This is a genomic window from Thermostichus sp. MS-CIW-36 (assembly GCF_054059035.1).
This window is the reverse complement of the sequence record NZ_JBSSBR010000005.1, coordinates 66,141-79,971: the sequence shown is the minus strand read 5'-3', so window position 1 is coordinate 79,971 and position 13,831 is coordinate 66,141. Positions and strand designations below refer to the sequence as shown.

The 13,831-nt window shown below is 59.6% G+C and carries 10 protein-coding genes; 7 read left to right on the top strand and 3 right to left on the bottom strand.

The genetic code is table 11. The annotated features are described in order from the left end of the window. Window positions 1-35 precede the first annotated feature (35 nt). Window positions 36-386, bottom strand: coding sequence for a hypothetical protein (locus tag ACVWVQ_RS04050; protein WP_011433285.1), 351 nt, complete (start codon window positions 384-386; stop codon window positions 36-38). Between the two features lie 234 nt (window positions 387-620). Between ACVWVQ_RS04050 and gltX the strand changes: the two genes are divergently transcribed. From gltX to ACVWVQ_RS04035, 3 genes are all read left to right on the top strand, one after another. Then, the gene (gene gltX, locus ACVWVQ_RS04045; RefSeq protein WP_457507014.1) at window positions 621-2,060 is read left to right on the top strand and encodes a glutamate--tRNA ligase; all 1,440 of its coding nucleotides are present in this window, start codon (window positions 621-623) and stop codon (window positions 2,058-2,060) included. Window positions 2,061-2,138: 78 nt separating this feature from the next. After that, window positions 2,139-5,396, top strand: coding sequence for a GAF domain-containing sensor histidine kinase (locus ACVWVQ_RS04040; RefSeq protein WP_457507012.1), 3,258 nt, complete (start codon window positions 2,139-2,141; stop codon window positions 5,394-5,396). Window positions 5,397-5,562: 166 nt separating this feature from the next. Next, complete coding sequence (locus tag ACVWVQ_RS04035; protein WP_414330085.1) at window positions 5,563-6,645, top strand: isocitrate/isopropylmalate dehydrogenase family protein; 1,083 nt, start codon at window positions 5,563-5,565, stop codon at window positions 6,643-6,645. Window positions 6,646-6,701: 56 nt separating this feature from the next. Here the strand turns inward: ACVWVQ_RS04035 and ACVWVQ_RS04030 are convergent, their stop codons facing one another. After that, window positions 6,702-7,628, bottom strand: coding sequence for a D-isomer specific 2-hydroxyacid dehydrogenase family protein (locus tag ACVWVQ_RS04030; protein ID WP_457402511.1), 927 nt, complete (start codon window positions 7,626-7,628; stop codon window positions 6,702-6,704). Window positions 7,629-7,964: 336 nt separating this feature from the next. Between ACVWVQ_RS04030 and ACVWVQ_RS04025 the strand changes: the two genes are divergently transcribed. The 4 genes from ACVWVQ_RS04025 (at window position 7,965) to queA (ending at window position 12,984) form a co-directional block, all read left to right on the top strand. Further along, window positions 7,965-9,176: a phosphodiester glycosidase family protein gene (locus tag ACVWVQ_RS04025; protein ID WP_457507010.1), complete on the top strand. Its 1,212-nt coding sequence runs from the start codon at window positions 7,965-7,967 to the stop codon at window positions 9,174-9,176. A gap of 1,074 nt (window positions 9,177-10,250) precedes the next feature. Next, entirely contained in the window at window positions 10,251-10,958 is a 708-nt protein-coding gene (locus ACVWVQ_RS04020) for a cob(I)yrinic acid a,c-diamide adenosyltransferase (protein WP_457507008.1), read from the top strand. A gap of 123 nt (window positions 10,959-11,081) precedes the next feature. Next, window positions 11,082-11,663: a dCTP deaminase gene (dcd, locus tag ACVWVQ_RS04015; protein ID WP_011433274.1), complete on the top strand. Its 582-nt coding sequence runs from the start codon at window positions 11,082-11,084 to the stop codon at window positions 11,661-11,663. Window positions 11,664-11,805: 142 nt separating this feature from the next. Further along, entirely contained in the window at window positions 11,806-12,984 is a 1,179-nt protein-coding gene (gene queA / locus ACVWVQ_RS04010; protein WP_457507006.1) for a tRNA preQ1(34) S-adenosylmethionine ribosyltransferase-isomerase QueA, read from the top strand. Here queA and ACVWVQ_RS04005 read toward each other — a convergent pair. Next, a complete protein-coding gene (locus tag ACVWVQ_RS04005; RefSeq protein ID WP_457507003.1) occupies window positions 12,981-13,802 on the bottom strand; it encodes an HAD family hydrolase in 822 nt (273 codons plus the stop codon). The two genes, queA and ACVWVQ_RS04005, sit on opposite strands and share 4 nt — an antisense overlap. Window positions 13,803-13,831 lie beyond the last annotated feature (29 nt).

Below are 13,831 nucleotides of genomic sequence, written 5' to 3'. Positions count from 1 at the left end.
CCGGTGCTGGAGTAGGCCCTGAATACCTGCCTTGCCTAGCGCAAGATTTCAAAATCCAAAACGGGCTCTGTCTGGGTGACGCGGTAATATCCGGCCTGGGTACGAACCGAAGCCTGATAGGGGCTGGGCAAATCCAGCGAGCGCAGGGGTGGGATGTTGGTGCGTTGGTTCAGCAGCGTGGTGAAGAAGGCGGTGGTCTGCCGGGCCTGGGAGCGCACCACCTCCTCAGGGAAAATGACCGGATCCACATTCCTGCCTGTATCCAACAGGATCCTATCCAGGGCATCTCCCACCGGATAGGAAGGATAGGCAATTTGGGCCAAGGCGGATCCAATCGGGATCCCGGCGGACAGACAACCCAGAAGAATGGCCAAAGTCAGACGCATGTGCTGGGATTCCTCCTGCGCTACAGCTTTTCCTCAACACCGGAAAAAAGGGGGGGTTGGACGTTGCCAATCAACCTTGATCCCCGTGCAGCCTACCTTTTGACCGGCGGCTAGAGCGGATTCTACTCGAAATGCCTCAATTGGCAACCGCCTGCAACCCAATGGAGGGCCAACATGACAAAGGATCTCGCCGCCGACTAGGATCGGGATGCTCTGCTTGGGATCCTTAGACCTGTGAGTGTTTGTGTTCGCATTGCCCCCAGCCCAACCGGAAATCTGCACATCGGCACCGCCCGAACGGCAGTGTTCAACTGGCTGTATGCCCGTCGCCACGGTGGCCGGTTCATTTTGCGCATTGAGGACACCGATCGCGATCGCTCTTTGCCCCGTTACACCCGCAATATTTTGGCAGGCCTGGCCTGGTTGGGTCTGGACTGGGATGAAGGGCCGATCTACCAATCCAAGCGCATCGAGCGCTACCAAGCAGTGGTGCAGCAGCTTCTAGATCAAGGGCTGGCCTACCGCTGCTACGTCAGCGAGGCGGAGCTGGAGGAGATGCGCGCTGCCCAGAAGGCTGCCGGCAAAGCCCCCCGCTACGACAACCGCCACCGCTTTCTCACCGAAGCCCAGCGACGAGCCTACGAAGCCGAGGGGCGGCAGCCGGTGATCCGCTTCAAAATCGAGGAGCCCCTAGAGGTGTCTTGGGTGGATCTCATCCGCGGCCCCATTACCTGGAACACCCAGGATTTGGGGGGGGATATGGTCATTGCCCGGGCGGATGGCTGCCCTCTCTACAACTTGGCGGTGGTGGTGGATGACATCGACATGGGCATCACCCATGTGATTCGCGGCGAAGATCACATCGGCAATACCCCCAAGCAGATTTTGCTCTACCGCGCTCTTGGCCACGAACCTCCCCAGTTTGCCCATTCTCCGCTAATCCTGAACCCGGAGGGGAAAAAGCTCTCCAAACGGGATGGGGCAACTTCGGTAGCAGAGTTCCAGCAACTGGGCTTTTTGCCGGAAGCTCTCAAGAACTATTTGGCTTTGCTCAGTTGGTCGCCCCCGGATGGGGAAGAGCTTTTCTCTTTGGAAAAGGCGGCTGCGCTGTTCGACTTTGACCGGGTTAACCGTGCGGCTGCCCGCTTTGACTGGGACAAGCTCAACTGGATCAACAGCCAGTACATCAAGCGGCTTTCTCCGCCAGAACTGGTGGAGCGGCTCACCCCCTTTTGGCAGGCGGCAGGGTTTGACCTTTCCGAGGTGCCGGATCCCACCTGGTTGGAAGATGTGGCCCGCCTGATTGCCGATGGTATCGACCGCCTGGCAGAGGCTCCTCCGCTCAGCCGCTTTTTGTTTCAGGAGCCCCTCAGCTACACGTTGCCAGCTCTGGAACAGTTGCGCCTGCCTGGGGTAGCAGAGGCTATGGCTGCAATGGCCACCACGTTGGCTGCTGCCGAGCTGCCCCAGGTTTCGGCGGACAGCTTAAAACCGCTGGTGGATCAGGTGGCCAAGGGCCAGAACATGAAAAAGGGCCTGCTGATGAAGAGTTTGCGGGCCGCCCTGACAGGGGATCTGCAGGGGCCGGATTTGCTGGAATCTTTTGCCCTTCTCCAGCGGCGGGGCTGGGCTTTGGGGCGGTTAGAGGCTGTGCAGAAGTTGGTTCCTTGTTGATAGAAGCCCATCTCTTGCTGTCATGCCTTCGGTTGCCTCTGTTGAAAGTGCTCCGCACCGCTGCCGCGATGGGATCCCATGCTGTCACGCCAGCTACAGGCTGCAAACCAAATTGTCCAAGAACTGGTGCTGCTCTCTTCTCAGTTGTCTTCCCCATCCTCTTCGGACTCTGTAGAGACCAGGGAGCTGGAGCAGTGTGTGCTCAAGCTGGCCCAGACCTTGGTACAGCAGATGGTAAATCGCCTGGGCGCGGCCTCAGCTCGCCTTTGGATTTTCGACCCGCAGGAAGGATGTTTTCAGTCGGTGGCCCATGCCGGCCTGCTCAGCCCTGCTCACGACCAAATTCAGCGGATCTATCCTGACGACAGCCCTTTAGGACGGGTGGCCCAGGAGGGGCTGCCGCTTTTGAGCAACAATCCCGCCCAAGAAGCCTGGATGCCCGCCCCGGAGTGGGTGAAGGCCAATGGCTTGCGGGGCTTTGTTGCCTACCCGATTAACCGAGGGGAGGAGCGGCTGGGGGCTTTGGCTCTGTTGAGCCGGACACCTCTGGAAGCCAGCTTTCTGGAAGTGGTGAAGTTCCTCTGTTCCTATATCGCCAGCGCCATCATCAATGCCAAGCTGCTGGAGCGCAGCCGACGGCAGGCGGTGCGGGAGGCGCTGCTCAACCGCATCACCAGCACTGTTCACCGCTTTTTGCAGTGGGATCAAATCGTCAGCACTGCCCTGAAGGAGCTGCAGCAGGCCTTTCTCTCGAAAGGGGTGAAGGGGCTGAGCCGCTGCTGTTTTTACAGTCTCAGCCCGGATCAGCAGACGGTTCGGGTCAGCCATGAGGCCCTGAGCCCTGGGCTAACCCCCTCCCTAGGAGAGGTGTACCGGATCCAGGACTTTGGCTCGCTGTGCGAGCGCCTGCGGACGGGGCAGGTGGTGCAAATAGCCTTGCCTCTGCTGCCGGATCGAGATCTCCTGACCCCAGAGGGGTTGGCCGCTCTCCAGGCGCTGCAGGCTTGCTCGGCGGTGCTGATCCCGGTGCAGTCGGTGGGCTCGGCAGGAGTAGGGCTTTCGGAGGTTGGCGGGAAGGATGGGGGACGGCCCGGTTTGGCTGCAGAGCCAGGGGAGATGATTGGGTTGTTGGGAGTGTACGTCACCACACCCCACCTTTGGCAGCCGGAGGAGATCGAGCTGTTGCGCTCGGTGGCCTCTCAACTGGCCATTGCCCTCACCCGTTCCAGCCTGTTCGAGCATGCCCATCAGCAGACGGAACGGCTGGCTCTGTTGCACTCGATCACGGCGGCGATTCGCTCCAGCCTGGAGCCCACCACCCTCTTCCATGCGATCACCCAGCAGATCGGGGCGGCTTTTCAGGCAGATGTGTGTATCTTGGCCCTCTGGCAGCCGGAGCAGGAGCTGCTACACCCTGTTGGCCTTTATGCGCCGCAGCTTTCCCCCACCGTTCGCGTGGGCGGGACGGAGTCGTTGCTGGACACTCTGTTGCCGACAAGGGGGCCGTTGGTGGGATCCCCAGATTGCCCCTGGGTTGAGCCTGGGATCCCGCCGGACTTGCCGGAGACGATTCGAGCCAAGTTGCGCTTGGGGGCCAGTTTGCTCGCCACCTTGAGGGGGCCTGTGGTGGTGCCGGAGCCGCAGACGGCTCAGTCCTGGGCCGATCTAAAGCCTCAGAGCCAGGGGAGTGGGCTGTTGTTGGTGCCCCTATTTGCTTCTGAGCATCCGGACAGGCCCCAAGAACTGTTGGGGGGCATTGCCCTAATCCGCTACCCTGGCAGCGATTCCCTGACCCCTCGTCCTTGGCAGCCGGAGGATCTGGAGTTGGCAGAAGCCGTGGCCGAGCAGGCGGGGATCGCCCTCAAGCAAGCGCGGCTTTACGAGCAAACCCGTAGCTCTGCCCAGCGGGAAAGCCTTTTGCGCCAGATTGCCCAGCGCCTCAGCGGCACCTACAATCCCCAGGAGGTGGTGCAGATTGCCCTCGAGGGCATGGCAGAGGCTTTGCAGGTTGAGCGGTGCAGTTTTGTGGCGCCCTGCAGTGGCCATGAGCCGTTCGCAGCCTCGTCGCGACAGCCTTGCGGTTCCCCTTCCCCTGCCGTAGGCAGAGCAACAGCCCCACCAGAGGCGGGACGGAGTCCTTTGGCTCAGCAACCCTTGGCCGGCGCTCCTGCAGAACCTCTGGCCATCATCCAAGAGTATTGCCGTCAGCCGGGGATCCCTTCCCAAAGGGGACAGACGCTGCCCCCTGAGCTAAGCCAGCTCCTCTGGGTCAATTGCTACAGCCACCTGAACACGCTGCTGATTCCAGATGTCAACACCTTCCCATTGTCTGCCCACGCCCGCCGCCATCTGCTGCAAAAGGGCATCCGCTCCCTGTTGGGTGTGCCGATAGTCACCGATGCTCGCCAGGTGGCCGGGGTGCTTTGCGCCTTCATGCCGCCGTTTGAGCCGGCAGTTCGGGGAAGCAAAACCGCCGATATCGCCTCAGAAGCCGCCGGATTTTCCCCCAGAGATACGGACTTGGTGAACGCGCTGGCGGACATTGCGGCAGTAGCCTTGCAGCGGGCCTCTTTCTACGAGCAGGTTCGCCGTCAGGAGGCGACGGCAGCAGCTTTGCGGGGCCTAACCGAGGGGCGAGAGGCGGAAAGTCGTCGGTTGGCCGCCGATTTGCACGACCAAACCTTGGCAGATCTGGGAGCTTTGTCTCGCCAGATCCAAGAGCTATCCGGCGATCCGACCATTGGCCCAGCCGGACAGGCTCAGTTGCGGGCCATGAGCGCCCAACTGCGAGAGACCATGGCCGAATTGCGCGGGATCGTGGAAGATTTGCAGCCGACGGCCATGCGGGCCTTTAACCTTGGCCCGGCTCTGCGCAGTCTCCTGGAACGGGCCGCCCAACGTTCCCCCCATCCTCTCCTCACCCGTTTCGACAACCAAGCCGATGGCCTGCTCTCCCGTCTCAGCCCCACCTGCCAGAGCAACATTTTCCGCATCGTGCAGGAGGCTCTGAACAACATCGTCAAACACGCAGGGGCACGGCGCATCGATCTCATCATTCAGCCCAAGGCGCAACAGGACGCCGGTTCCTCTATCAACCCTCAGGCTCCCTACACCCACTTGGAGCTGAAGATCATCGACGATGGCTGCGGTATGCCGGCGTCCAAGAGTGGGGTGGATCCCGCCCAGCCGCCCGGCCATGGCCACGGGTTGCTCAACATGCGCTACCGAGCCGAGTTGATCGGGGCAAGCATTGCTTGGCGTAATCGCCGCTTTGGCAGTGGCACAGTTGTAGAGCTGCGAGTCCCTCTGCCGCCGAGTCCCCGATCTTGCGGCTAGCCCCCCCTTTTCTGAGGTAGCAGACGCAGCATTTTCAGTCTCAACCTGTTCTATAGTCGTTTAAGCTCAACGGATCCCCGGTTGTCTGACCCGTTTGTAGGGGATCCTCTCACGCCGGCAGGACGGAGTTTTTGCACTGTCGTTGACACTGCGAGGAGAAGCATCTGTGGCCTATCGTGTGACTTTGATCCCTGGGGATGGCATTGGCCCGGAAGTGGCCAAGGCGATGACCACGGTCTTGGAGGCTACTGGGGTTCGGTTCGAATGGATCCCGGTAGAAGCAGGAGTGGAGGTGATCGAGAAATACGGCACCCCCTTGCCGCCCCAGGTGTTGGAGTCCATTCGGGAAACCAAAGTGGCGATCAAAGGGCCGATTGGCACTCCCGTAGGTACTGGCTTTCGTTCGGTCAACGTAGCCATTCGCAAGGAGCTGGATCTCTACGCCAATCTGCGCCCGGCCAAATCCATGCTCGGTGTCAAAAGCCCTTTTCAAGACATTGACCTAGTGGTGGTGCGGGAAAATACTGAAGATCTCTATGCCGGGATCGAGTTTGAACGGGGTACGCCGGAAGCCATCCAAGCGCGGGAGGAAATGATGCGCCTTTCCGGCAAACCCATCCGCGAGGGATCCGCCATCGGCATCAAGCCCATTTCGGACTTCGGCAGCCGCCGCATTGTCAAATTTGCCTTTGAGTACGCCCGCCAGAATGGCCGCAAGAAGGTGACGGCAGTGCACAAAGCCAACATCATGAAGTTCACCGATGGCTTGTTTTTGCAGGTGGCACGGGAGGTGGCCCAGGAGTACCCCGACATCGAGTTTGAAGATCGCATCGTGGACAACATGTGCATGCAACTGATGCAAAAGCCGCAGCTCTACGATGTGCTGGTGCTCACCAACCTCTACGGGGACATCATTTCCGACTTGTGCGCGGGGATGATCGGCGGGCTGGGGGTGGCGCCGGGGGCCAACATCGGCGACGGCATTGCGGTTTTTGAGGCCATTCACGGCTCTGCTCCCAAATATGCCGGCCAAAACAAAGTCAACCCCTGCGCTCTGATCCTCTCCGGGGCGATGATGCTGCGCTACCTAGGAGAGCGGGAGGCTGCCGCAAGGGTGGAGGCGGCGGTGCAGGCGGTGATCGCCGAGGGCAAGCAGGTCACCTATGACCTGGCCACAGGGGATCCCGTCGGCACTCAGGAGATGGCAGAGGCCATTGCTGCCCGCGTGCAGGAGATGGCTCCGCAGTAGGGTTTGGCGTCAAATGTTCTGATCCCAGGCTCCCCAAGGGAGGGGGGCTAGAGGACTCAATACCCCAAAACCGGATCCACCACCCCTAGCAAGGGATCCCCGGCCCGGAAGCGCCGCACATTTTCTCGCACCCGCTTAGAGAGGGCTGGGACAATCATGGCATCGGTAAGAGCAGTGTGGGGGGTAATCAGGCAGTTGGGCAAGCTCCAGAGGGGATGCCCATCCGGTAGGGGCTCGGGATCCGTGACATCCAAGGCGGCCCCGCGAATGACCCCCTGCTGCAGGGCGGCCACCAAGTCGGAGGTCACGATGTGCTTGCCTCGCGCCACATTCACCAGCCAGCACTGGGATCCCATCTGCTCCAACTCAGCTTGGGCGATGATCCCCTCAGTTTCCGGCGTGAGAGCCAAAGCCAGGATCACCACGTCTGCCTCTGCCAACACCGTTTGCCGTTCCGCGAGCGTCACCACCCGCGTGGCCCCCGGCAAGGGATCCGCCTTGCGACGCACCACGTCGATGGAGCATTGAAAAGGCTGCAACAGCTTGATCAACTCTTGGGCGATGCCCCCGGCCCCAAAAATGACCACGCGGCTGCCCCAGAGGCTGGTACCGGAGCCTTCCTGCCACGTTTGGGCCAAGGCGCGGATCTTCAAGTCGCGCAAGCCGGCCAAGGTCAAGGCCAAGGCATGTTCTGCCACCGGTTGAGCATAGACTCCCTTGCCACAAGTCCACACATAGGCAGGATGCAAAACCCCTGCCCGGACAAAAGGCTCTACCCCCGCCCAGGGCAACTGCACCCAGCGGATCCCTTTCCCTTCCGCCAGACAACGCTTCAGGCCAGGCACATCAAAGGCATCGGCCCAGACCAAGGCTTCTGCTTCTGCCAGGGGCACAATTTCGCCGCCCCCCGCCAAAACAGCCTCTTTGAGCCAGGGGCGAAGATGGCCGGGTTCGACGGCAATGCGTTTGCCTTGGATGCCCATAGGAACCGTTGGATAAGGCTTTCCCCTTGCCAGGATACTGTCGGCAGAGCGAGAGATGGCATGCACGGGCAGCCGCAAAAACCGGTGATCGAGTGTTAAGGGATCCCAAAGGGATCCTGGGCCACTTCCATAGGATCGCTAGGGTGAAAATTAGGGCTGCTGTGTTGGCTCAATCCTTAAGTAGGTAGCATTCCCCAATGACCCTATCCGAACTGCTGATCTTGGTGACGCTGCTCTTTCCCGGGATCCTGTTGTCGCTCATTGTGATGGGAACCTTTGCCGCAGGGGGATAATCATCTCCCAATGACAATGGTGAAGCCCTAAAGACGTGAAGACATGTCCAAAACCAAGCTGAGCGCCTGGGTCATGGGCTGGGGGTTAGCCTGCACTGCTGCTCTCTTTTTGCCCAGCGTGGCTGCTCAAGCTCAGGTGACCCTCGGTGTGCAGCCGGTGCGGGTGGTGCAAGGGATCCCTTTGTACCAGAAGGAGGTTTGGGTTGGAGACAATCGGATCCCCGTTTCTATCGTGGTCATTTCTCTCGCAGCGGGCCAACTGCGGCCTATCTGGGCTGCACGCGCGGGGCTGGTGGGTTTGGGGGAGCTGTCTTCCTTTGGCCCGGAACAGGGGGCAGTAGCCGCCATTAACGGTGGGTTTTTCAACCGCAACACCCGTCAGCCGCTGGGGGCAATTCGTCGGGATGGCCGTTGGATCTCCAGCCCCATTTTGGGTCGTGGGGTCATCGCCTGGTCGGATGGGACGGCAGGGCAAGAAGGGGGATCCGTGCGCTTTGCCCGTTTGCGGATGCAAGCAGAGCTGCGCAATGCCATTGGGGATCAAATCCCAGTGGTGGGCATCAATACAGGCTATATCCTGCCCGGCATCTCCCAGTTCACCCCCGACTGGGGATCCACCTACACCACCCAAACGGACGACGAAATGCTCGTGATGGTGCGGGAGGATCGGGTGCAAGAGATTCTGATGGCTGGCCTGGCCGGCAGTTTAACGGTACAGATTCCCAGTGAGGGGTATGTATTGGCAGGGCGGGGGCTAGAAGGTGCCCTAGAAGCCCGCAAGCTGGTTCCTGGGGATCGCCTCAGCTTTTATCTGCGCTTGGATCCGCCTGAGCTGGAAGCCTATCCTCACCTCTTGGGCGCAGGGCCGCTCTTGCTCTTGGATGGACAGGTGGTTTTGGATGCCCGATTGGAGGGATTTCAGCCTCTCTTTCGCCGGCAGCGAGCCGCCCGCAGTGCCATCGGCCAACTGGACAGCGGACATTTGCTGCTGGTGACCGCCGGCAATGCCCAGGAAAATCAAGGGCTCACCCTGCTGGAGATGGCACAGTTGATGCAGCAATTGGGCTGTCGCCATGCCCTGAACTTGGATGGGGGCAATGCTTCCACCTTGGTGCTGGGGGGAGAAGCCGTCAATTTGGAACACCGACACCCAGAAGCCAGCCCACTCAACAGCGAGACGGATCCCAGTCCCTCCCGGCGGCGTACACCCCGAGTTCACAATGGCCTAGGGTTTTTCCCAAGCCCAAGTCGGTGACAGAAAACTTTTGTGCCGGCGGGATGGAGTCTTTTCCCTTTGATCCAGGGATCGAGGGTGGGATCCCCGGACTTTCTGGCTGATTGGATGAGGGGTCAAGTATTCTCCAGGATTGGATCTACCTTCTCAACAAAAATCTCTCCTCGCCAGAGGAAGGACTCGGCTTTGATTGCGCAATGGGATCCCGGCAATCTCAGCACCCAAAGCCCCAGAGCTTTTTCAGGTCAATTTTAAGTGGGATCCAAACTGAACGCCCAATGCTCATTTCTCATAACAGAAATAGAGATTAAATTAAGTAGAAAACATTGGCCTTGAGACCGGTAAGAAAAATGATCAAAGAGGCGATCTCTTGAAGAAGACGACCTCAGAGTATAAAAGGCACGCAATTCTTTACGCTTCTGCTAAATCAGATGCTGGTTTTCAAAAAAGTATTGTCAATAATCCATTTTTTGACGAAGATGATTGACGAATTTATATTTCTTCACTCTCGAGGTTAGAAATTAACTCCTTGGACTTTTGGTTACAATTCTCTCTACTACGAATGTTCGCTAATGTGTAGGCCTACCCGGCTCCCGACCAAATGTATAGTTATTTTAAAAATGACTATCTCTCCTGGTGGACAAGGCTTTTGGGGTAGGTTGACCCTTGCTCCTCTCTCGTGGGTGGGCTGCTGGTACTGGCATTCCTGTTTGTGAGAGTTAATCTTATTTGGAAGAAATTGATCTTTTTCTCAAATTTTTATAGAGCACCTCTATACTCAAGTGAGATAGCCCCACACACAAGCTTCTGGGCTAGGCCTGAAATTTTATTGAGATCCCCTGTCAAAGCTTTTCAGGTATTGCCTCTTGTGCCAAAAGGCTAGGATGGGCAAGGATTGTATTTTCTATTACTCTATTGGGGATGATTTGTATGCCAGCTAGAAGCAGAACCGACTCATTGACGGATACGCACAGGTGGTGTTTCATGGAATCCATAGCCGACGCTCTCCACCACTTGTAGGCCTTGTAACCTAGGGCCGTGTTCTCTAGCCTGCTCGCGAGATAGAACGTGGTTTGCACTGCTTCTCCAAATCCTATGCCTTCCTCCAAGGATGCCGCTCCTGTAGCCCGCGCCAAACAGCCTGCGGCTCAAGCCAGCCCTGCTGCCGGCGACCGCTTCCTTCAGCGGGATGGAGCCCTCTCCGCCCAGTTGGTTCCCCAGGGATCCCTGCAGCTTTACACCCACCCCAGCCGAGGCATGTTTACGCCTGTCATGGCCCAGGCGCTGCGCTTGGCCGGCCAGGGAACGCGGGTGCTGATCGTGCAATTTCTCAAGGGTGGGATCAACCAGGGGCCCGAAAATCGTCTCTCCCTGGGCAGATCCTTGGAGTGGGTTCGCTGTCGCCTGCACCGGTGCATCGATACACCTCACCTAGAGCCTGAGGAGCGGGTGGCATTGGATGAGCTGTGGCAATTCACCCAGGAGGCCGTCAGGAGTGGCCGCTACGACTTGGTGGTGTTGGATGAGCTGAGCTTGGCTGTGAAGTTGGGCCTGATCCCAGAAGCGGAAGTGCTGAGCTTAATCGACCAACGCCCCATCTCCATGGACATGGTGATCACCGGGCCGGAGATGCCAGATTCGTTTCTGGAGCGGGCCGACTTGATCACGCAGCTGCGCCTACGTGGCATCCCAGGCCCAGGGCTGCGCACTGCCGATGCGAATGTTGCCTGCTCTCTGGATCCCCCTCAAGTCAGCGGCACAGGTGCTATGCCTACAGCAGCCCATGTTGCTCCGCACCGCTAGCGCAAACAGTTTCCGCTCCGAAAGACCTAGGCAACACGGGTCGCGTCAGGGGGGCGGAGTCCCAATAAGACTGGAGCTTGTCCACCAGATGTGCCCTCACTCTCCAGGAAGCCGGCTGTAGCCATGTTGAAAAACGACCGCTGGATCTGTGAGCAAGCGCGGCGAGGGATGATTGAGCCCTTCTGCCCTGAGCTGGTGCGCGCTGTTGAATCTCGGCCCGTTTTGAGTTACGGGCTGTCCTCCTATGGCTACGACATCCGCCTGTCGCCGGTGGAGTTCAAGATCTTTCGCCATGTGCCCGGCACGGTGGTGGATCCCAAGCGGTTTAACCCCAAGAATCTGGAAGCGGTGGAGCTGCACCACGACGAGATGGGGGATTACTTTATCATCCCGGCCCATTCCTATGGGTTGGGAGTGTCCTTGGAACGGCTGCAAGTCCCGGATAACATTACCGTGATCTGCATTGGCAAATCTTCCTATGCCAGGGTGGGCCTGATTGCCAACCTGACGCCCGCTGAGGCGGGATGGCGGGGTTATCTCACCCTAGAGTTTTCCAACGCCTCCAGCGCCGACTGCCGTGTGTACGCCAACGAAGGGGTGGTCCAGCTTCTTTTTCTGGAAGGGGATCCCTGCCAAGTGACCTACGCCGACCGCGCTGGCAAGTATCAGGATCAGCCGCAGCAGGTGGTGGTGGCCAAGGTTTAGCGAAACGGGGGAATGCCAGTAATCCCCCTCAGTTTATTGGGGGGAGGGCGTTACCCGTCTTTCTTCCTCCAAAAGGGAAAGAGTTGGCGGGATCCGGTTGGCTATGCTGGATCCACGTAGAACCCCATCTTGATTCATCTCCATGCCTGACTCTTTTTCGCCTGCTGCCGCTCCCCCCGGTGAGGCTGAGCCTTTGGGCGATAGGGAGTCCAATCCCGATCTGCTTACAGCTTCCTACGATTACACTCTCCCTCCAGACCAGATTGCGCAAACGCCGGTGGAGCCCAGGGATCAGGCGCGGATGCTGGTGGTGCACCCGGATAGGCACGAGCATCGCCGCTTCTGCCATCTGCCCGACTACCTGCAGGAAGGGGATCTGCTGGTTCTCAACGATACCAAGGTGATCCCGGCCCGCCTGTTCGGGGCTAAGGAACCCTCTGGGGCGCGGGTCGAAGTGTTGCTGCTGGAGCCTTGCCTGGAAGGGATCCCTGCCGCCGCCCAACCTCTGCCGGATCAGGCGTGGAGCTGGCGGGTTTTGGTCAGGCCGGGCAAACGGGTGAAGGTGGGGGATCGGATTGGTTTTTGGAGCAAGCAGGGATCCCCCTCTGGGCTGAGGGCCACCGTTCTGGCTTTGGACCCGGAAACCGGCGGGCGAGTGGTGCAGTTTGAGTGGGAAGGGGCGCAACCTTTTGAGGAAATCCTGGAACAGGTGGGCCGGATCCCGCTTCCTCCCTACATCAAGGCTTCCGGATCCCCGGGCTCAGGACAAGTTCGCCCTGAAGACTACCAAACCCTCTGGGCCAAACACCCCGGCTCGGTGGCTGCTCCCACGGCAGGGCTGCACTTTACCCAGGAGCTGCTGGAGCGGCTGGCCCAAAAAGGGATCCAAACGGCCTACATCACCCTGAACATCGGCCTGGGTACCTTCCGACCGGTGGAAGCGGAGCGGGTAACCGAGCATCGTCTCCACAGCGAGTGGCTCAAGGTGCCGGCAGAAACGGTGGCAGCCATCCAAAAAGCCCAAGCCCGAGGGGGGCGGGTGATCGCGGTGGGAACGACTGTGGTGCGCTCTTTGGAAACCGCGGCAGCCTCTGGCACCTTGCAGCCTTGGCAGGGGAAAAGCGATCTCTTCATCTACCCCGGCTACTCCTGGCGGGTGATTCAAGGACTGGTCACCAATTTTCATCTGCCCCGCTCCAGCCTGATGATGCTGGTGGCTGCGCTGATCGGGCGGCAAAGGCTGCTGGATCTCTACCAAGAGGCCATCGAGCAGGGATATCGCTTCTATTCCTTTGGGGATGGCATGCTGATCCTGCCCTAGGGCTGGGGCTGCTCTCCCTGGGATCCCTTGAAGGAACCGGCCTCCGCCTCTCCTTCAACTGGGGTCGAAGGACGGTTTTGCCCGCCGGCAAACCAGTTCCGGATGCGATCCCATTCCACCTGATGGTAGCCGTCCACCGCCCAATTGGCCCGCCGCTGCAGCATGTGCAGAGGAAAGAAGGTGGCCAGAGCCAGCACCGGGATCCCTGCCGAACGGGCTGCCTGAATGCCGGAGTAGGTGGCTTCAATGCTCAAACACGCCTGGGCAGGCAATTCCATCCGCTGCAAAAGCAGGCGGTGCAAGTGTCTTGGGGAAAATATTGGGCCTGCATCATCCCCCGTCACTCGATAGGAGCCCACATCGGTCAACTGTATCAGGGCCGGGCAACAGGACTGGAAACGCTCCAGAAAAGCGGTCACCTCGGCTGCCGATTGGCCGCACAGCAGGCCGACCTTCAGTTGCAGCCGCTCCAGCGTCTCCAAAGTTTCCCTCAGGCCGGGAATGAGAGGCAGCTCCCTTTGCCCCTGCAAAGCTTGCTGGTAGTATAGGGCCTTGCGTTTCAGCAGCTCTTCCAGCTGCTTGGGGTTGAGCACCCGCCCCTGCTCCCCCCACAGAGCCGGCAGGCGCTCTCGATCCGGTCGGCCCAGGTATTGCAGCCGGTAAAGCTCCCGCTGCCCAGGGGATCCCGACTGAGGCCAGCAGAGGTTCCAGGGGCGCAGGTTCTCTTCCACCAGCAGTTGGTTGATGGCCTGTAGGTGCAGGCTCTCGTCATCGGCCACCACCCCACTCCAGCTCAAGATCACCCCTTGCAGCCCCATATGGGCGACATCACCCTCTGCTAACGACC

What these genes read in the sequence shown, in the direction of transcription:
- ACVWVQ_RS04050 (WP_011433285.1), bottom strand. Translation starts at nt 386, where the DNA reads ATGCGTCTGACTTTGGCCATTCTTCTGGGTTGTCTGTCCGCCGGGATC.
- ACVWVQ_RS04040 (WP_457507012.1), top strand. Translation starts at nt 2,139, where the DNA reads ATGCTGTCACGCCAGCTACAGGCTGCAAACCAAATTGTCCAAGAACTG.
- ACVWVQ_RS04030 (WP_457402511.1), bottom strand. Translation starts at nt 7,628, where the DNA reads ATGGGCATCCAAGGCAAACGCATTGCCGTCGAACCCGGCCATCTTCGC.
- ACVWVQ_RS04025 (WP_457507010.1), top strand. Translation starts at nt 7,965, where the DNA reads ATGTCCAAAACCAAGCTGAGCGCCTGGGTCATGGGCTGGGGGTTAGCC.
- ACVWVQ_RS04020 (WP_457507008.1), top strand. Translation starts at nt 10,251, where the DNA reads ATGCCTTCCTCCAAGGATGCCGCTCCTGTAGCCCGCGCCAAACAGCCT.
- dcd (WP_011433274.1), top strand. Translation starts at nt 11,082, where the DNA reads ATGTTGAAAAACGACCGCTGGATCTGTGAGCAAGCGCGGCGAGGGATG.
- queA (WP_457507006.1), top strand. Translation starts at nt 11,806, where the DNA reads ATGCCTGACTCTTTTTCGCCTGCTGCCGCTCCCCCCGGTGAGGCTGAG.
- ACVWVQ_RS04005 (WP_457507003.1), bottom strand. Translation starts at nt 13,802, where the DNA reads ATGGGGCTGCAAGGGGTGATCTTGAGCTGGAGTGGGGTGGTGGCCGAT.